Genomic DNA, 19,740 nt, shown 5'->3' on the forward strand with positions numbered 1-19,740 from the left:
CCGCGCTCTTTTTGCCCCGCTCTGGGAATGGGGCACAGTTAGAATAACGTGGCCGACCAGCCCAGCATCCGGCCTAAGGGCTCCCAGCCTAAGACTGCGTCAATGGACAAACCGATAAAGAGCACCGAAAGGTAGTTATTGGAGTAAATGAACAAGCGCATCGGCTTGACCTTGGCACCATTTTTAACTCCCTTATGCAAACGGATAGCCATCCACAGAAATACAGCGCCCGAAGCAACCGCTGCGACCAAGTAGATCCACGAAGCTGCGGGGACGATGAGTAGGGTCACGATAACCGTTCCAACGGTGTACCACACGATCTGGCGAGTGACTTCTGCTTCGCCCGCCACCACAGGCAGCATCGGCACGCCGGCTTTTCGGTAGTCTTCTTTGTACTTCATGGCCAGCGCCCACGTGTGCGGCGGGGTCCAGAAGAAGATGATGAGGAAGAGCACCACTGCCTGCCACCAGCGGTCAGGCTCTCCGGCTGGGGCATTATCCCGAATTACGGCCCAGCCAACCATGGCCGGCATACAGCCTGCGAGGCCGCCCCAGACGATGTTTTGCGCATTGCGCATCTTCAAAAACTTGGTGTAGACGAAGACATAGAACAAGTTCGTCAACACGACGAAGAAAGCTGCGAGCCAAGAATGGGCAAGGAGGCCCAGCCACAGCACGGAAATAATAAGCATTACCCAGGCAAAGATGGCTGCGTTCCGCTTCGAAATCTTCGCTCTTACGAGCGGACGGGCCCTGGTGCGCTGCATCTTTTGATCCAACTCGTAGTCCACGACGTTATTGAACGTGTGGGCGGCGCCAGCGCCCAACCAGCCGCCGAAAATGGTCGACACGATGAGCCAAATATTGTCTGACACAGCCTCCACGCCGCGCTGCGCTTGGAGCATCGCCGGGATTGCGGCCACGAGGAGGAGCTCAATGATCCTCGGTTTCGTTAGCGCAAAATAGGCCTTGATGGTCTCCAAGGAATTCCTCCACTATCTGAACGTTGGTGAACTGTGCCTCGCGCGTATCCTGCGCGCGGTCACCCCTAGCGGTCGCACATGCCCGTGAAAAAGTTCCAGTTCTCTCACTCACATTTTTCGGCGCAGGCGCGAGAGGTTACAGACCCATGTCCGCTAGATTTGGCACACGCTCTTGCGTGCTCGCGTGCACCGCTTAGCCATGCCAGCATACCGGTTATGCCTGGCTTTCTATAATTGCGCACCGCCGGTTAAAAAGTTACTAGACTGAATAAAGTTAAGTACTTTTTGCCTAGACGTAAGCGAGGCTTTTCGTGTCGAAAGATAAGTTGTCCCCAGAGCTCCAAACTATGGTTGAGCGCCGTTACCCGGAGGATTGGTCGGAGCTTGACACCCGCGCTATCGACACCGTGCGAGTACTAGCCGCCGACGCGGTACAAAAGTGCGGTTCCGGTCACCCCGGCACGGCAATGTCACTCGCTCCCCTCGCCTACACGCTCTACCAGCGCGTCATTAACCACGATCCCGCTGACGTGCACTGGGCCGGCCGTGACCGCTTCGTACTTTCGGTCGGCCACTCTTCCCTTACCCAGTACATCCAGCTCTACTTGGGCGGCTTTGGCTTGGAAATGGAAGACCTCGAGCAGCTGCGCACGTGGGGGTCACGCACCCCAGGCCACCCCGAGGTCCACCACACCGACGGTGTTGAAATCACCACTGGCCCCCTCGGCCAAGGTCTAGCATCCTCCGTTGGCATGGCCATGGCGGCGCGTAAGGAGCGCGGCCTTTTCGATCCAGAAGCCCCCGCTGGTGAATCCCCCTTCGATCACTACATCTACACCATCGCCTCCGATGGCGACCTACAAGAAGGCGTTACCGCGGAGGCTTCTTCCCTGGCCGGCACGCAAAAGCTGGGCAACCTGATCGTTTTCTGGGACGATAACCGAATCTCTATTGAAGACGATACGAATATTGCCTTCAATGAAGATGTGGTGGCCCGATATGAGGCCTACGGCTGGCACGTCCAAACGGTGAAATCCGGAGAAGATGTCGTTGCCATTGAGGCTGCTGTCAAGGCTGCTCAAGCAGAAACCGATCGTCCGTCCTTCATCCGCGTAAAGACGGTTATCGGCTACCCTGCCCCGAATAAGATGAATACCGGCGGTGTCCACGGTGCTGCGTTGGGCGATGACGAGGTAGCTGCCACCAAGGAAGTCTTGGGCTTTGATCCGGAGCGCAGCTTCCACATCGATGATGAGGTCATTGCGCACACCCGCTTGTTGCGCGAGCGCGGCGCAGAAAAACACTCTGCGTGGCAAGAAAAGTTCGACGCATGGGCTGCAGCTAATCCGGAGAATAAGGCACTTTTTGACCGCATGAATGCGCGCGAATTGCCACAAGACTTCGGTGCTGATCTACCGGAATGGGAACCAGGCGAAACTTTGGCCACCCGCAAGGCTTCTGAAGCCGCCATCCAGGCCTTGGCTGCTTCTCTGCCGGAGATGTGGGGCGGTTCTGCCGACCTTGCTGGTTCTAATAACACCGTGATCAAGGGCGCGGATTCCTTCGGCCCCGCGGCCATTACTACCGATATGTGGTCGGCTCAACCCTTTGGCCGCAACCTGCACTTCGGTATTCGCGAGCACGCAATGTCTGCGATTATGAACGGTATTGCTCTGCACGGTAATACCCGTGTCTACGGCGGCACCTTCCTTATCTTCTCCGAGTACCAGTACCCGGCTGTGCGCTTGGGTTCATTGATGTCGACCGATACCTACTACGTGTGGACCCATGACTCCATCGGTTTGGGCGAAGATGGCCCTACCCACCAGCCAGTAGAGACTCTTTCTGCGCTGCGTGCCATTCCCAACCTTTCCGTTATCCGCCCTGCGGATGCCAACGAGACTGCACAGGCATGGGCGGCAGCCCTTGAGTACAAGGCCGCCCCTAAGGGCCTGGCGCTGAGCCGCCAAGGCCTACCAGTGCTGGAAGGCACCAAGGAAAAGGCCCATGACGGCGTCCGCCGCGGTGCTTATGTTCTGGTGGAAGAGTCCAAGGAAACACCAGAGGTCATCCTTCTTGCTACAGGCTCTGAGGTGCAGCTCGCTGTCGCTGCCGCGAAGGAGCTAGAGGCAGCTGGAACGGCGACCCGCGTTGTGTCCGCACCCTGCCTCGAGTGGTTTGATGAGCAGGATGACGCTTACCGCGAATCTGTGCTCCCCAGCAAGGTGCAGGCGCGCGTTTCTATTGAGGCCGGTATTGCAATGCCATGGCATAAGTACACCGGTTCCTTTGGCCGCAGCATCTCCATTGAGCACTACGGCGCATCTGCTCCTGCAGGCGAGCTCTTTGAAAAGTTTGGATTCACCACTGCAGCGGTAGTTAAGGCGGCACAGGAGTCCCTAGCCGCCGCGAATAAGTAACCCCTAACAGGACTGGATAAGGATAAAGCATGAACCACATCTCGGAACTTGCCCAGCTGGGAACCTCGACCTGGCTAGATGATCTTTCTCGCGAGCGTCTCGTTTCCGGCAACCTCAAGGAAATCATTTCGACCAAGTCCATTGTGGGCGTGACCACCAACCCAGCGATTTTCGCTGCGGCGATGACCAATGGCACCGCCTACGACGCCGAGCTGGCAACGCTAAAGGAGTCAAAGGCCAGCGCCGATGAAGCGGTATACGCCCTTGCCATTGAAGACGTTCAAAATGCGTGTGACCTCTTTGCGGATATTTACTCCTCCACTGATGGGGCAGATGGCCGTGTATCCATAGAGGTCGATCCGCGAATTTCGGATGACCCTACCGCCACACTCGAACAGGCCCGTGAGCTGTGGTCGAAGGTAGATCGCCCTAATGTCATGATCAAGATTCCAGCCACCACCGGCTCCCTCCCAGCAATTGAGGATGCCCTGGCGGAAGGTATCAGCGTCAATGTCACCCTCATTTTCTCTGTGGAACGCTACCGCGCTGTCATCGAGGCCTTCCGTACCGGTCTCAAGCGTGCCGCCGAGTCCGGAAAGGACGTCGCAACTATCCACTCCGTAGCGTCCTTCTTCGTTTCCCGTTTGGATACCGAAGTAGACAAGCGCTTGGAGGCCATTGGCAGCGAGCAAGCCCTAGCGCTGCGGGGCAAGGCGGGCGTCGCCAATGCACGGCGCGCCTATGCCCTCTTCCAGGACACTTTGCTTGACGACGCCGACTTGCCAGAAGGCTCCCACCTTCAGCGTCCATTGTGGGCTTCGACCGGTGTGAAAAATCCCGATTACCCAGCCACCTTGTACGTATCTGAGCTGGCCGGTCCGCATACGGTCAACACTATGCCGGAAAAGACCATCGATGCGGTTCTCGACCAAGGCAATCTTCACGGAGATGCCCTATCGGACAGCCGCGAGACGGCAGAAGGCGTCTTTGCCCAGCTAAACGAGGTTGGCATTGATTTCGACGATGTCTTTGCCGTGCTAGAGCGCGAGGGAGTAGAAAAGTTTGTTGCCGCTTGGAATGAACTACTTGCTTCCATCGAGGAACGACTCGCGTAAACTAGCCGTGTGACTTGTGCCCCGCCGAAAATTCGGCGGGGCATTCTGCCGCTAGAATATTAGCGAGCTAAAAGCCCATAAACTCAGGAAGGATTCTTCGTGACCGACTCAGCCGCTTGGGTCAACCCCTTGCGCAATGCCAGCGACAAGCGATTGCCGCGAATCGCAGGACCCGCGGGCATGGTCATCTTCGGCGTTACCGGTGACCTAGCATATAAAAAGCTTCTGCCCGCAATCTACGACCTAGCGAGCCGAGGTCTCTTGCCCGCTGGTTTTACCCTGGTGGGTTATGGTCGCCGAGACTGGGACAAAGTCGCATTTTGTGACTACGTTCGGTCAGCTGTAGTGGCGGGCTCGCGCACCGAATTTAATGAAGATGTCTGGCAGCACCTGTCGCAGGGCATCGAATTTGTCCAAGGTTCCTTCGATGATGCCGGCTTCGATCGCCTCTCCGCCCGCTTGGGCGAGCTAGACCGAGAGCGAGGAACCGGCAGCAACTGGGCATATTACCTTTCCGTTCCACCGGAGTTTTTCTCCAATATCTGCCACCAGCTGGAGCGGGTGGGCATGGCCAACTCCGTTGCAGACTCATGGCGCCGCGTCATCATTGAAAAGCCTTTCGGCCATGACCAGGAATCTGCGCGCAAGCTCAATGAGATTGTCAACGCTGTCTTTCCTGAGTCCGCGGTGTTCCGCATCGACCACTATCTGGGCAAAGAAACGGTACAAAATATCTTGGCTTTGCGCTTTGCAAATCAGATTTTTGAGCCTATGTGGAATGCCCACTATATCGATCACGTCCAAATCACCATGGCTGAAGACATCGGCCTAGGCGGTCGCGCTGGCTACTATGATGGCATCGGCGCGGCTCGAGACGTCATCCAAAACCATCTTTTGCAGCTCTTGGCCCTCGTCGCGATGGAAGAACCGTCGTCCTTCGAGCCGGAGGAATTGCGGGCTGAAAAGGTAAAGGTCTTGCGCGCTACCCACGCCGTTCACCCTCTGAATAAGACCACTGCTCGCGGCCAATATTCCGCGGGGTGGCAAGGCTCCGAGTTTGTCAAAGGGTTGCGCGAGGAAGAAGGCTTCGATCCGGAATCCACAACGGAGACCTACGCTGCCTGCACCTTGGAAGTCAACTCCCGCCGCTGGGGAGGAGTACCTTTCTACCTGCGAACGGGCAAGCGCTTAGGCCGCAGAGTGACCGAGATTGCGCTAGTTTTCAAGGCGGCTCCTAACCAGCCATTCGTGGATGGTCAAACCGATGCGCTGGGCAGAAACGCGGTCGTTATCCGCGTGCAGCCGGATGAGGGTGTCACCATGCGCTTTGGTTCCAAGGTGCCCGGCTCCACTATGGAGGTGCGCGACGTCAATATGGACTTTGCCTACGCTGAGGCCTTTACCGAGGAATCCCCGGAGGCCTATGAGCGATTGATCTTGGATGCCCTCTTGGACGAGTCTTCGCTATTCCCCACCAATGAAGAGGTAGAACTTTCCTGGTCGATTTTGGACCCCATCATCGACTACTGGGCCGAAGCAGGACAGCCCGAGGAGTACCGCGCTGGCACCTGGGGACCAGAATCCGCCGATAAAATACTGCGTCGCCGGGGTCACTCCTGGCGCCGCCCATAGGAGGGACGCAGACAATGATTATTCCATTGCCCAATACCACTACGCGTGAAATCTCCAAGAAGTTAGTAGAGGCGCAAGAACATTACACCCTGACTACCGGCCGAGTGCTCACTCTAATCGTGGCGGCCCGTGAGGATGATGACCTTGAAAGCATTCTCGCTTCCGTGCGCGATGCCTCCCACGAGCACCCGTCACGTGTGTTGGTCGTAGTAACGGGAGACCCGCAGGTCGAAACCCACCTTGATGCACAGCTACGCGTGGGCGGCGAAGCAGGTGCCTCCGAGATGGTCATCATGAAGTTGCACGGTGCTTTGGCAAACCAAGACGAAGCAGTAGTCACGCCGCTGCTACTACCTGATACCCCGCTGGTCGCTTGGTGGCCTACTCTGTGCCCACCGGACCCTGCCTCCAGCTCGGTGGGAAAGTTGGCGCAGCGCCGCATAACTAACGTTGCCTTTGACGGACGCGTGACCGGCGAAGATCTTCGCACCCTATCTGCCGGGTACACGCCGGGTGATTCCGATATGTCTTGGGCTGCCATCACCTTGTGGCGCGGTGTCGTTGCCTCCGCCTTGGACCGTCATCCCCACGAGCCGGTGAAGTCGGTAGAGGTAGCAGGTCCGGCCGGCCACCCAGCCCCGGATTTCGCCGCTGGATGGTTGCTCGACCGCCTGGCAGTTCCCGTACATCGCACAGTGGCCGACTCCGAGGAGGACCACTTCCCAGTGACTCATTTGCGGTTCAATCGGGAGACAACCCACGTAGACGTCGATGTCATTGACGAGCGCACGGTGCGTGTGTGTGTTCCGGGTTCGCCGGAATCCTTGGTGAGCCTCAATAAGCGCTCACAAGCTGAGGTGCTTTCTGAAGAACTGCGCCATTTGGATGCCGATAAAACCTATGCACAAGCGCTCCGTGCACTAGCCCAGGTAGACTACAGTAATCAGTAAACGGCTTTAATCTGAATCTTTGTAAAGGATAGCGATACGTAATGGTAACTCTTCACCGCGTGAGCGATGTGGATGACCTTATCTCCCAGGCCGCACTGAAATTCGTGGATACCGTAGCGCGTATCCAAGCATCGGGTGGCGGCCTCCACGACGATGGTGTCGCGCGTGTTGTCCTCACTGGCGGCGGAGCCGGAATTGGCGTTCTCCACGAGTTGGCCCGTTTGGATTTCGCCGCACAGCAGCAAGGTGAAAATTTTCCTGCTCAGCGCATCGATTGGTCGCGTGTTCACGTTTTCTTCGGCGACGAACGCAATGTACCCGTTTCCGACGCAGATTCTAATGAGGGCCAGGCGCGCAATGCGTTGCTCAACCACGTAGATATCCCAAACCAAAATATTCACGGTTTTGATCTGGGCGCGGTGTCTATGGAAGCAGCGGCAAGCGCATACGAACCAGAGTTGAAGGAATTTGCCCCTCATGGTTTCGACCTACACCTACTAGGCATGGGTGAGGAGGGCCATATTAATTCCTTGTTCCCGCATTCCTCCGCTATTCGGGAGCAAGAAGAACTAGCTGTTCCCGTCCACGATTCCCCAAAGCCGCCCAGCGAGCGCATTACCCTCACCCTTCCGGCGGTCAATAAATCCGATCGCATTTGGCTCCTTGTGGCCGGCGAAGCCAAGTCGGAAGCGGCCAAGCACGTGGTAGAGGGCGCTGCGGCCGAGGAATGGCCGGCAGCCGGCGTACACGGTAGGAAGGAAACCGTTCTCTTCCTTGCCGATGACGCTGCTTCCGAGATATAAGCAGGCAATCCGCAGTGTGCGTTCGGGCACATTGCTTTTAGCGCCTGACGCCAATCGAAAAGCGCCGGCACCGCTTCCCCACTTTCAGATCCCCTAGGAAAATTAGTGGTAGGAAGCTAGTGCCGGCGCTTTCGCTATCCTGGCTTTTCGCTTAAGCGAAGGCTTGGATCAGGTTTAGGCCCACAATGCAGGCCAGCCAGATGATAACCATCACCACGGTGTAGCGATCCAAGTTCTTTTCCACGACGGTCGAGCCGGAAAGGTTCGACTGCACGCCACCGCCGAAGAGGCTGGACAGGCCGCCGCCTTTACCTTTGTGCAGCAGCACGAAGATGGACATCAAAATAGCTGCGATGACCAAGATGATTTCCAGTGCCAAGACCATGAGGATAATCCTTATTTCTAACATGCGCCTTGTGGTTGACTCTTGCCACCCACTAGCGCGGAATCGTACTTTTAGGCTTTGCGTCCAGCAAAGCAGTCACACCGGCCCACTGTACACGATGGCGCGGGCCGGAACCATTCCAACCCGCGCCGAACGCGAACCTGTGACAGGTGATATCTCCTGTTAGTTCAGGGCATTAGCTGCGTTGGCAGCCAACTTGGCAAACTCTTCGCCCACCAGGGAGGCGCCACCGATGAGGCCGCCGTCTACGTCTGGCTTGCTGACGATCTCCGCAACGGAATCAACCTTGACGGAACCGCCGTAGAGAATACGAATGCCTTCCGCTACCTCGTCACCGGCGAGCTCTTTCACGAGCTCGCGGATGGCGGCACAAACCTCTTGTGCGTCGTCTGCGGAGGCTACCTTGCCGGTACCAATGGCCCAGACCGGCTCATAAGCAATGACGGTCTTGGCAAGCTGCTCAGCGCTAAGGCCAGCCAAAGAATTACGGGTCTGGTTAACCACGTAGTCCACGTGAGTACCGGCCTCGCGAACGGCCAGTGGCTCGCCTACGCACACGATGGGGCTAATGTCATTATCCAAGGCTGCGGCGGCCTTTTCTGCGACGAGCTTATCGGTCTCGCCATGATACTGACGGCGCTCCGAGTGTCCCACGACTACCCAGCTGCAGCCGAGCTTGGCTAGCATTTGACCAGATACCTCGCCGGTGAAGGCGCCAGACTCATGCTTAGAGATGTCCTGCGCGCCGTAGGTGATCTGCAACTTGTCGCCTTCTACCAGCGTCTGGATGGTGCGAATATCGGTAAACGGGACCATATAGGCCACTTCGACCTTTTCGTAGTAGTCCTTAGGCAGGGAGAACGCAAACTTTTGAACGGAACCGATAGCCTCGACGTGGTCGAGGTTCATCTTCCAGTTACCTGCGATAAGTGGCGTACGTGCCATGATTTTTCCTCTCTTTTAGCAAGTGACTCAGCAGATTTTAGGCTTCAAGGACGGAGACGCCCGGAAGCTCCTTGCCCTCTAGGTACTCAAGGGAGGCGCCGCCACCGGTGGAGATGTGGCTAAAGCCATCCTCGTCCAGGCCGAGCATGCGCACGGAGGCCGCGGAATCGCCGCCACCGACAACCGAGAAGGAGCCGTTGTTTTCGGTGGCGTCGATAATAGCCTGCGCGACGCCCGCAGTACCCTTGGAGAAGGCCTCCATTTCGAAGACACCCATCGGACCGTTCCAGAAGACGGTCTTGGAAGAAGCAAGCACCTCTGCGAAGTGCTCCACAGACTTTGGCCCGATGTCTAGGGACATCCAGCCCTCTGGGATGCCGTCGAGCTCGACAACCTGGTGTTCCGCATCCGCTGCGAACTTGCTTGCGGCAATGAGATCCACAGGAAGGACCAGCTTGTCACCGAAGCGTTCGAGCAGCTCCTTGCAGTTATCAATCTGGTCTTCTTGCAGGAGGGACTCCTGGACGTTGTAGCCCTTGGCGGCCAGAAGGGTGTAGCACATGCCGCCACCGATAATGACCTTGTCTGCCTTATCTGCTAACGCCTCAATTGCGCCGAGCTTATCCGAGACCTTGGCGCCGCCAAGTACTACTACGTATGGGTGCTCCGGCTTCTGGGCCACGGTGGAAAGGACGGAGAGTTCCTTTTCTACGAGCTTGCCTGCGTAAGCCGGCAGGCGCTTTGCGACGTCATACACAGATGCCTGGGCACGGTGGACAACGCCAAAGCCATCGGAGACGAAAGCGCCATTATCGGCTGCCAAAGCAACGAGCTCATCAGCAAATGCGCCGCGCTCCGCTTCATCCTTGGAGGTCTCGCGAGAGTCGAAGCGGACATTTTCCACCAACATGACATCGCCATCGTTGAGCCCGTTCGCACGCTCATGAGCGTCCTCGCCGGTGACATCGCCGGCCAAGGCAACGTACTGGCCAAGAGCCTCGGACAGAGCTTCAGCGACTGGGGCCAAGGAGTACTTAGCGTTTACCTCTCCCTTGGGGCGGCCAAGGTGCGCGGACAGAATGACCTTAGCGCCGCCTTCCACCAAAGCCTTGATGGTGGGAAGAGAAGCGTTAATGCGACCCGGGTCAGTAATGTTTCCTTCTTCATCAAGGGGAACATTGAAATCAGAACGAACAAGGACGTGACGAGATTCGACGCCTTCCTTGAGAAGATCATCCAGAGTCTGGAAAGCCATTATTTTCTCCTTCTTAAATTCGGATTGTTCACAAGGCTGTAGATATAAGAATACCGACCGCGACACAATGCCGTTTAGGCTTGCATCGGGGCCGGACTCTCATTATTAAAGCTCTATTAAAGCTCTAAGTTTAGAGCTTGTCTGCCACCAGGCAAGTCATACGTACAAGCTGGGAGGTGTATCCCCACTCATTGTCGTACCAGCCCAGAACCTTAACGAGGTTGCCGTTGGAGACCTTGGTCATGCCGGAGTCAAAAATGCAGCCGTGCGGGGAGGTTACGATATCGGTGGAAACCAGCGGGTCCTCGGTATAAGCGAGGGTGTCCTTGAGCTCGCCTTCAGCAGCTTCCTTCAGGGCGGCGTTAATCTCTTCAACGGTTACGTCGCGGGAAGCGGTAAACGTCAGGTCGGTAGCAGAGCCGGTGATAACTGGAACACGCATGGCGTAGCCATCCAGCTTGCCTTCCAGCTCAGGCAGTACCAGGGAGACAGCCTTAGCTGCGCCGGTGGAGGTAGGCACCATATTTACAGCAGCGGCGCGGGCGCGGCGCGGATCCTTGTGCGGTGCGTCTTGGATGCGCTGGTCGCCGGTGTAGGCGTGGACGGTGGTCATCAAGCCCTTTTCGATGCCGAACTTGTCATTGAGGACCTTTGCCATCGGCGCCAGGCAGTTGGTGGTGCAGGATGCTGCGGAAATAACATTGTGGTTTGCCGGATCGTAGGTGTCAGAGTTAACGCCATAGACGAAGGTTCCGTCTACTTCCTTGCCCGGAGCAGAGATGATGACCTTCTTGGCGCCAGCCTCGAGGTGAGCCTTGGCGTCATTGCCATTGGTGAAACGGCCGGTGGACTCGATCACGAGGTCTACGTCGTATTCGCCCCACTTGAGCTGCTTCGGGTCCTTCTCCGCGGTGACCACGATGCGGTGACCATTAACCGTAATGGATTCATCATCATGGGTAATCTCGCCATCGAAGCGGCCCAGTACGGAGTCGTACTTGAGCAGGTTAGCCAACGTACCGTTATCGGTCAGGTCGTTTACTGCAACAACTTCGAGGTTGTTGTCGCCCTGAGCGACTGCACGGAAAAAGTTGCGGCCGATACGGCCAAAGCCATTGATACCTACGCGGATAGTCACTGTATTTCTCCTCAAAGAGTCGAGTAAATGTGCGTATGGGTATGTGCGCGGGCCCTTCGATATATTCGGTGCTTGAGAAGCGCCCGAGCGTTTTCCCTTACAGTGCCGATACTACCGAGCGTTTTTTAACAGTGCAGTGCCCTAGCAGCCTTGAGAACTATCGGATGACAGATTATCCAAAAGAGCGTACACTTTGCCGATCCTTTTTATTTCTCCGCCATAAACCCGCTGGATACGCCCGAACGCGTGGGTTTATGTGGCCTTGACGCTGTTAACGTGAAATATATCACTGTATAGCTTCCAGGGTTACGCCCGCCTCTGTCCGGTCGGACATTTCCGAGCCTCAGTCCTGATGGCAATCAAGTCGACCGAATTGTTTTCGCCTCGACCATCACACGATATGCTTTCAATACTCACTGGCTCACATTCGCGTTTCAGTCCACTACATCTGTTCCAGCGCAATCGTTGGTCACCGTGAGAATGCTTCAGGTGCTCGTTATTCTTCAACGGGCAGGACCACCGTAGAACCCAAGGACGTCTCTTGTTCGAAATTAATACCTCTGCTGTGGGTGACAGCCTCGGGCTTACCGCCCTGGTGGCGATTCTCCCTCTCATCGCATTCTTTATCATGCTGCTCGGCGTCAAAGCGCGCGCACACACTTCTGGCGCCGTCGCCCTCGCAGTATCCCTTCTTATCGCCATCGTCGGCTTTTCTATGCCGGTAGATATGGCCTTGTCCTCCGCCGTGCGCGGCGGCCTTTTCGGACTACTTCCCATTGTCTGGGTAATCATTACCGCAATCTGGTTTTATGAAATCACCGTCGCTTCAGGACGCTTCGAGGACCTTCGTAAAACCTTCGACCTTCTAGGCGATGGCGATATTCGCATCCAAGCAATTCTTATCGCCTTTTGCTTTGGCGGCTTGCTAGAGGCCCTCGCCGGCTTCGGCGCACCCGTAGCCATTACCGCGACCATGATTATGGCACTCGGTGTAAAGCCCCTACGCGCAGCAATCGTAGTGCTCATTGCTAATACGGCCCCGGTTGCTTTCGGCGCGGTGGGCATCCCAGTGACCACCGCTGGCGAGGTCGCTGGACGCAGCGCTGAACAAACCCATGATATTGCCGCACTTATCTCTTTGCAGGTGCTCATCATCGCCGCCGTCGTGCCTTTCTTGATCGCCTTTATTTTGGACGGTGTCCGCGGCGTCAAGGAAACTGCGCCGGCAGCCGCAGTGATTGGCGTTTCCTTTGCCTTGGCACAGTGGCTGGCCGCAACGTTCTTTGCTTACCAGCTCACCAATGTTATCGCCTGCATCGTTTCCCTGGGCTGTGCCTTTGCCTTCCTCCGAGTGTGGAAGCCTAAGGGTGTTAAGGAGCTGCGCGAGCGCCTCGAGCTGCCCGCCGCTGAGTCGACCACTGACCTGAATGGTCGCCGCATTTGGATGGCGCTACTTCCCTACGCTGTAGTAACTATTGTTTTTGCTGTTGCTACTGCGGCCCCAGCCATCTTTGGTTTCCTCAAGCTCCACTTTGCTTGGCCTTTGCTGGATGACGCGATTATCGACGCCGACGGCAACCTTATGGACACTAGCTTCAGCTTCAATGTCTTTGGTAACCCAGGTACGCTCCTGCTGCTCTCGGGCATTATCGTTGCGGTTGTCTACCACTTCTTTAATGAAAATGGCCGCTACAGTCTCAGCTTCGGGCAGCCGGTCAGCGCTTTTGGGGACGTCGCCAGCCGCATGAAGTTCTCGGCCCTCACCATCATTCTGGTGCTGGCATTGGCTTATACGATGAACTACTCCGGCCAAACGATTGCTATTGGTGAGTTCGTCTCTTCTGCAGGCGGCATCTTCGCACTCTTCGCTCCGGTACTGGGCTGGATTGGTACCGCGGTCACCGGCTCCGATACCTCTGCCAATGCCCTCTTCGCCAACCTGCAGGTAGCAGCGGCCGAGCGTATCAGCGTGAACCCGGACCTCATGCTGGCCGCCAATACCGCAGGCGGCGTTGTGGGCAAGATGATCTCCCCGCAGTCCCTCGCTATTGCGGCCACCGCTGTAAAGATGGAAGGCAAGGAGTCTGTCATCCTGAAAAACGTAGTGGGCTACTCCGTGGTCTTCTTGGCCGTTGTGTGCATCATCGTATTCTTGATGACCAACGCCCTAGGATTCCTCGTTCCCTAGGCATCTAGCTCTCCCTGGCTAGCTGGTTTCCCCACCAGCTAGCTATCACAGAGAAAACTCCCCACAGTGACGGCTACCGCTCAGGTATCCGCGCTGCGGGGAGTTGTGTATGTGCCGGTGATTGCGGCGTTTAGGACTCTTTGAAGAGGTCGTCGGTGATCGCTTGGTTAGTATCGGGGATATCAAGCTCTTCCGCTCGCTTATCGGCCATAGAAAGCAAGCGGCGAATACGCCCGGCTACCGCATCTTTAGTCATGGGAGGCTCAGCCAAGCGGCCCAATTCTTCCAGCGAGGCCTCACGGTGCTGCACGCGCAGGCGTCCTGCATCAGCAAGGTGCTCGGGGACGTCATCACCAAGGATCTCCATCGCTCGGTCAACGCGGGCCGCCGCGGTGACTGCAGCACGAGCCGAGCGACGGAGATTTGCATCATCGAAATTGTCCAAGCGCCGGGACGTATCGTGCGCCTCTCGCTTGACGCGCTTCTTTTCCCAGCTTAATCGCGTTTCTTGCGCGCCCATACGGGTCAACAGTGCCCCAATGGCATCGCCATCGCGGACAACGACGCGGTCTTCCCCGCGGGTCTCCTTAGTTTTGGCAGAAATGCCCAAGCGGCGGGCGCAACCCACTAGGGCCAATGCCGCCTCCTGGCACGGGCACGTAACTTCAAGCGCAGAAGAACGACCCGGCTCCGTGAGGCTGCCATGGGCTAGGAAGGCTCCGCGCCACGCTGCTTCGCTATCAGCGACGGTGCCGGAAATAACCTGCGGAGGAAGCCCCACTACCGCATGGCCGGAGCGGGTAATAAGGCCGAGACGGCGCGTAAGTTCCTTCGCCCCGGTGGAAATGCGCACCGTAACTCGGGATTTCTTCGTGGTTCCTGCTGGGCCCGCTACGTGACTATCAGCGGAAATCCCATAAAGCTCATCGAGTGCAGCGATCACGCGCCGCGCAATAGCGTGGCTTTCTAATTCCAACTCATAGGCCATGTTGTCGCCGGAAATATCTAGCTCGCCGGCGAATCGCAGCATCGCGGCTAGTTCGGCAGCGCGAGCGGACTGGCGTGGCACAACGACAGCCGTCAATTCTTCTTTGACCTGGTCGGTCAATGGTGTGGTCACCTAGTTCGCCCCATTTCTTTTCTCACAGTCACAAGATATACGCACAGGCCAGGGCCACTATGCAAGGCCCGGTGCGGTGAAAGGATTTCTGCCATCATACCGCGCGCGCTCAGGCACCGCGCAGTCGGCCGAACCCGAACGACGCGAGCGATGGGACTTTGCCGAGATGTATCAGCTCCGGTTGGGATCGCCAGTGTTGCGATAGTCCGAATACAGGTCGAGGAGTGCCGCAGACAGCTTCTCCGGATCGTGTTTATTGATGCTCCGGCCATTGTCATCAACTTCGCTCACATCCGCGAACGTGGCACGGGCACCAAGGGACTGGGCGGCGCGCTGGATATACACGCGCTCACTATCAGTAGGCAAAGCCGCCCCGTCCACCAGAATGCGATCAATGCGCAAATCCGGGGCGTGCTGAGAAAGCACATGCAAATGGCGCTCTGCGGAAAAACCATGCGTTTCGCCCGGCTCGGCGGAAAGGTTTAAAACAACTACGCGCAGCGCATCAGACGCAGAAATGGCTTCCACGACCTCAGGCACGAGAGTATGTGGCAATACCGAACTAAACCAAGAACCCGGGCCAATAGTAATTAGGTCCGCGCGCTCAATGGCATCGAGGACATCCGGATTTGCTTTGGGGTTTTCCGGCACGATACGCACACGCCGGACTTGCCCCGGTGTGGAGGCAACCGCGACCTGCCCCCGGACTTGGCGCATGACACGGGGGTCGTCGTCAAGCCCGGCTACTTCCGCCTCAATCTCTAAGGCTTGGTTGACCACAGGGAATACCCGGCCCTGGGAATTAGTAAGCTCTGCGATGGTATCTAACGCGGCCTGGTAATCACCGAGCACCTCGGTCAACCCTGCAATCATTAGATTGCCCACCGCATGCCCCGCCATTGCACCGGTGCCTCTAAAACGGTGCTGCAAGGTACGCGCCCAGAGGTCACCCACCGGGTCACTATTAGCCAACGCAGCTAGCGCCATGCGCAGATCTCCAGGCGGGATTATTTCTAGCTCGCGGCGCAATCGGCCGGAGGAGCCACCATCATCTGCAACAGTAACAATGGCGGAAATGTCGCCTGCTCCGCTCAATCGGGCGGACAAAAGAGTCTGATAAAGTCCATGGCCGCCGCCTAGGCAGACCATGTGTGAAGGATTGGTCATAAAAGCGTTAAAACTCCTGCGCTCTAGCCTCGAGCAATATCCCTGTGCAAGGTGCTGACGTCCAAAGTGTCATTGTCCCGCAACCGTGCCGCAATAGCCTCTGCTACGGCAACGGAGCGGTGATGGCCACCCGTACAGCCCACGCCTAAAGTTATGAAATTCTTCCCTTCGTGCCGGTAACCATCCAGCATGGTGGAAAACATCCTTATGAAATTATCCACGAATTCCTGTGCCGCTGGCTGTGAGAGCACATACTGAGCAACCGGCTCATCCGTGCCACGGTATCTACGCAGCTCTGGTACCCAATAGGGATTGGGTAGGAAACGCACATCAACCACCAAGTCTGCATCGCGGGGTGAACCATTTTTAAAACCAAAGGATTCAACGGTCACATGCTGCTTTTCATTTTGCATCTCACCAAACGCCGCCTCAATAGCACGCCGGAGATCATGAATGGATAGGTTGGTGGTGTCAATAATGATGTCCGCATGAGCACGCACGTCTGCTACTGCTTGACGCTCGCGTTGAATGCCTACCTTGAGGGTGTCGCCCTCCTGCAATGGGTGGGTGCGCCGTACTGAATCAAAACGACGAATGAGCACATCATCACGCGCATCCAAAAAGAGCACAGTGGGCTTCATATGCAATTCCGTGAGTTCTTCCATAATCTCTAGCAAAGACCCTGGAAACATGCGCGAGCGCACATCCGTTACGGCAGCAACCTTACCCACCGGAGTTTCTTCCTGGTTGCACAGCTTAAGCAGATCCACAATGGCGCGAGGCGGAATATTATGGGCCACATAGTAGCCCTTATCCTCAAATACTTTGGCAGCGGAACTCAACCCGCCGCCGGACATGCCGGTTATCAAAATGGGTGGAGTTTCGAAATGCGTCATGCCCCTCAGTCTAGCGCTTCAAGATTCGCCGTCTCTAGGAGTATGCCCCTTATTTACCCGTAGAATCGTGCAAATTCTCGTACACGGTCTGGGCTAGCTTTGGCCCAAAGCCATCTACCTCACAGATCTCTTCCACCGTGGCGGCCTTGAGCTTTTTCACCGAGCCAAAATGTTTCACCAAGTCGGTGCGCCGCTGCGGACCTAAGCCCGGAACGGAGTCGAGTACTGAAGAGCGCATTCGCTTAGAGCGCTGTTGCCGGTGATAAGTGATGGCAAAACGGTGCGCTTCATCGCGAATTTGCTGCAGGAGAAAAAGAGCTTGCGAGTTTCGCGGCAAAATGACCGGTTCATCATCGCCGGGAACCCAAATTTCCTCGAGGCGCTTGGCCAGGCCCACCAAGGTCACATCCACAATGCCTAACTCATCGAATACCTCTTGAGCTGCGGCAACCTGGGGTGCGCCGCCATCCACGATGAAAAGCTGCGGTGGATACGCAAAGCGACGGCCTGCCTCGGCAAACTCTTCCGCCACTTTTTCTTCCGCGAAGGAGGACTCTTCTACTTCCTCATCCGGATGCGCCAACTTATCTTGTTTGTGGCGCTTAAACCGACGGCGAGTGACTTCTGCGATAGATCCGACGTCATCAGAGCGGCCATCGCCCGCTGCCTCTTTAATGCGGTAGCGCCTATAGTCCGACTTTTTGGGCAAGCCATCTTCAAAAACCACCAAAGAAGCAACCACATCTGTGCCCTGAATATGGGAGATATCGGTACATTCGATGCGCAATGGGGCTTGCTCCATGCCCAAAGCCTCTTGAATATCTTGCAAAGCCGCCGACCGGGCGGTGAGGTCTCCCACCCGCTTGAGCTTGTGCTGGCGCAACTGCTCCTTGGCGTTTTTCTCCACCGTGGCCATGAGCTGTTTTTTATCGCCGCGCTGGGGAACGCGCAGGTCCACCTGGGCACCGCGCAGTTCCTCTAAAAGGGCGACGACCTGATCAGGTTCATCCGGCAGGGCCTGCACCAAAATTTGGCGTGGGATGACTTGGACACGGCGGGACTTCATGTGCGATTCCTGGTCCACCCCGCGCCGTTTTACGTCCGCAGCAAGCGCGGCGTCCTCGCGCGCCTCCTGCTTCTCGCGCTCCACTGCATCCGAATAAAACTGGATGAGGAAATTTTGTACCAATGCCGGCAGCGCGGGATCAGGCTGGCCTTCTTCCAAGGGCTCAGAGCTAGCTTGGTCACCGGCGCGTTCTACTACCCACCCGCGCTGCCCGCGAATGCGTCCGTCACGCACATGGAAGATCTGCACCGCTGCTTCGAGTTCATCAGAGTTAAAAGCAATGAGATCGGCATCTGTACCGTCAGTGAAAACCACGGCCTGTTGCTCCATGATCTTGTCAATAGCGCCCAAGTCATCGCGCAGGCGTGCGGCGCGTTCGAACTCTAGATTCTCGGCGGCCTGCTCCATGTCATGGGTGAGTTTGCGGCGGACTGCACCGGTGTTTCCATTCATGAATGAAACGAGTTCATTGACGGTATCCCGGTGTTCTTCCTTGCTTACCCGGCCGATGCAGGGCGCATCGCATTTGCCGATATAGCCCAATAGACACGGTCGCCCAAGGCGCTCGTGCCTGTTATAAACGCCCTTGGAACAGGTGCGCATGGGAAAGACGCGGGTGAGCAGGTCTAGGCTTTCGCGCACGGCCCAAGCATGGGAATACGGGCCGAAGTAGCGCACGCCCTTGCGGCGAGGGCCGCGGTAGAAAAAGGCGCGAGGAACTGTTTCTCCGACCGAAACCGCGAGCATAGGATAGGTTTTATCGTCGCGGTACATGACGTTGAAGTGGGGATCAAAGCGCTTGATCCACGTGTACTCCAACTGCAAGGCTTCTACCTCGCTGGCCACTACCGTCCATTCCACGGAATTGGCCGTGAGCACCATTTGGCGTGTGCGCGGGTGCAGCTGAGTAATGTCCTGAAAATAGTTCGATAGTCTCGCGCGCAGATTCTTGGCTTTGCCCACGTAGATTACGCGGCGGTTTTCATCGCGGAACTTATAGACGCCCGGGTCAGTGGGAATGGTTCCCGGAGCCGGGCGGTAGGTAGTGGGGTCAGCCAATTGTTAATCCTGTGGCATGTACTTAGCTTCCACGTCGCGGAAGCGGCGGACGTTGTCGATGACGGTGTCTTTATCACCAGACTGCAAAGCCCAGACGGGAACGAACTCGAACTCGGGCAGCTCAAGGCGCGCCATACGTTGGCCCACGGGGAAGGACAGCCCATAGACTACCTGCCAGGGATAAAAGCGGGTCCCCACAATATTGCGGACCTCTACCCCATCCTCATTGGCGCGCAGCCGTGGCCGGTTAAGGGCAACCCACGACAAAATGGAAATAAGGAGGCCCACGCCGGGAAAGGCGAATTTATCAATGGTGGTGACATGCGCGCCGGTAAAAGACACATCCAAGGTGATTCCCATGAAGATATGGATAGCCATAACGAGGATCACCCAGCCGATTGCCACCTTACGCAAAAAGGGCGAGGTCGCCTTAAACTCCCACGGCTTAGACGTTGTTTGGGCAAAGGGATCGGCACTGGTATAGGCCAATACTTCGGCGTCGCTAAGCTGCCGGCTTCGCTGCGGATTCTTTGGGGCCTGCGCCTCGTTCATGTGCATACTCCTCTGGAACGCCCCATAGTCCACCGAGGTGGTCTA

Annotated in this window: 16 protein-coding genes; 6 read left to right on the forward strand and 10 right to left on the reverse strand. The window is 56.8% G+C overall.

From position 1 onward, the window contains the following. Window positions 1–38: 38 nt before the first annotated feature. On the reverse strand, window positions 39–983 hold the full coding sequence (locus tag ACLI1M_RS06305; RefSeq protein WP_248098407.1) for a heme o synthase: 945 nt from the start codon (window positions 981–983) through the stop codon (window positions 39–41). Window positions 984–1,330: 347 nt separating this feature from the next. Between ACLI1M_RS06305 and tkt the strand changes: the two genes are divergently transcribed. The 5 genes from tkt to pgl all read left to right on the forward strand — a co-directional run bounded on the left by tkt (window position 1,331) and on the right by pgl (window position 7,903). Then, window positions 1,331–3,403 (forward strand): transketolase, encoded by a 2,073-nt coding sequence (gene tkt, locus ACLI1M_RS06310; RefSeq protein ID WP_248098833.1) that lies wholly within the window; start codon window positions 1,331–1,333, stop codon window positions 3,401–3,403. Between the two features lie 29 nt (window positions 3,404–3,432). Then, entirely contained in the window at window positions 3,433–4,518 is a 1,086-nt protein-coding gene (gene tal / locus ACLI1M_RS06315) for a transaldolase (RefSeq protein ID WP_411706471.1), read from the forward strand. Window positions 4,519–4,617: 99 nt separating this feature from the next. Beyond that, window positions 4,618–6,150: a glucose-6-phosphate dehydrogenase gene (gene zwf / locus ACLI1M_RS06320; protein WP_023021501.1), complete on the forward strand. Its 1,533-nt coding sequence runs from the start codon at window positions 4,618–4,620 to the stop codon at window positions 6,148–6,150. Between the two features lie 14 nt (window positions 6,151–6,164). Further along, window positions 6,165–7,100 carry a glucose-6-phosphate dehydrogenase assembly protein OpcA gene (locus ACLI1M_RS06325; RefSeq protein ID WP_023021500.1) on the forward strand — a complete coding sequence of 312 codons (936 nt, stop codon included), beginning with the start codon at window positions 6,165–6,167 and terminating at the stop codon, window positions 7,098–7,100. A 41-nt stretch (window positions 7,101–7,141) separates the two neighbouring features. Beyond that, the gene (pgl, locus tag ACLI1M_RS06330; RefSeq protein ID WP_023021499.1) at window positions 7,142–7,903 is read left to right on the forward strand and encodes a 6-phosphogluconolactonase; all 762 of its coding nucleotides are present in this window, start codon (window positions 7,142–7,144) and stop codon (window positions 7,901–7,903) included. Between the two features lie 151 nt (window positions 7,904–8,054). Here pgl and secG read toward each other — a convergent pair whose 3' ends face one another. From secG to gap, 4 genes are all read right to left on the reverse strand, one after another. After that, entirely contained in the window at window positions 8,055–8,288 is a 234-nt protein-coding gene (gene secG, locus ACLI1M_RS06335) for a preprotein translocase subunit SecG (RefSeq protein ID WP_005324856.1), read from the reverse strand. Between the two features lie 183 nt (window positions 8,289–8,471). Next, complete coding sequence (gene tpiA, locus ACLI1M_RS06340) at window positions 8,472–9,254, reverse strand: triose-phosphate isomerase (protein WP_411706472.1); 783 nt, start codon at window positions 9,252–9,254, stop codon at window positions 8,472–8,474. Window positions 9,255–9,291: 37 nt separating this feature from the next. Continuing rightward, on the reverse strand, window positions 9,292–10,509 hold the full coding sequence (locus ACLI1M_RS06345; protein WP_411706473.1) for a phosphoglycerate kinase: 1,218 nt from the start codon (window positions 10,507–10,509) through the stop codon (window positions 9,292–9,294). A gap of 130 nt (window positions 10,510–10,639) precedes the next feature. Next, complete coding sequence (gene gap, locus ACLI1M_RS06350) at window positions 10,640–11,647, reverse strand: type I glyceraldehyde-3-phosphate dehydrogenase (RefSeq protein WP_200287485.1); 1,008 nt, start codon at window positions 11,645–11,647, stop codon at window positions 10,640–10,642. A 541-nt stretch (window positions 11,648–12,188) separates the two neighbouring features. On the opposite strand from gap, the gene ACLI1M_RS06355 reads away from it, so the two are divergent. Beyond that, window positions 12,189–13,835 carry an L-lactate permease gene (locus tag ACLI1M_RS06355; protein ID WP_200287483.1) on the forward strand — a complete coding sequence of 549 codons (1,647 nt, stop codon included), beginning with the start codon at window positions 12,189–12,191 and terminating at the stop codon, window positions 13,833–13,835. A 130-nt stretch (window positions 13,836–13,965) separates the two neighbouring features. Here ACLI1M_RS06355 and whiA read toward each other — a convergent pair whose 3' ends face one another. The 5 genes from whiA to ACLI1M_RS06380 form a co-directional block, all read right to left on the reverse strand. After that, a complete protein-coding gene (gene whiA, locus ACLI1M_RS06360; RefSeq protein ID WP_023021494.1) occupies window positions 13,966–14,955 on the reverse strand; it encodes a DNA-binding protein WhiA in 990 nt (329 codons plus the stop codon). Window positions 14,956–15,126: 171 nt separating this feature from the next. Continuing rightward, window positions 15,127–16,122: a uridine diphosphate-N-acetylglucosamine-binding protein YvcK gene (locus ACLI1M_RS06365; protein WP_200287481.1), complete on the reverse strand. Its 996-nt coding sequence runs from the start codon at window positions 16,120–16,122 to the stop codon at window positions 15,127–15,129. A gap of 23 nt (window positions 16,123–16,145) precedes the next feature. Beyond that, window positions 16,146–17,027, reverse strand: coding sequence for an RNase adapter RapZ (gene rapZ / locus ACLI1M_RS06370; RefSeq protein ID WP_248098834.1), 882 nt, complete (start codon window positions 17,025–17,027; stop codon window positions 16,146–16,148). A gap of 40 nt (window positions 17,028–17,067) precedes the next feature. After that, entirely contained in the window at window positions 17,068–19,143 is a 2,076-nt protein-coding gene (gene uvrC, locus ACLI1M_RS06375) for an excinuclease ABC subunit UvrC (RefSeq protein WP_248098419.1), read from the reverse strand. A 3-nt stretch (window positions 19,144–19,146) separates the two neighbouring features. Then, entirely contained in the window at window positions 19,147–19,695 is a 549-nt protein-coding gene (locus tag ACLI1M_RS06380) for a PH domain-containing protein (protein WP_023021490.1), read from the reverse strand. Window positions 19,696–19,740 lie beyond the last annotated feature (45 nt).

Source organism: Corynebacterium sp. LaCa54 (genome assembly GCF_046717495.1).
Classification (GTDB): Bacteria; Actinomycetota; Actinomycetes; order Mycobacteriales; family Mycobacteriaceae; genus Corynebacterium; species Corynebacterium kefirresidentii.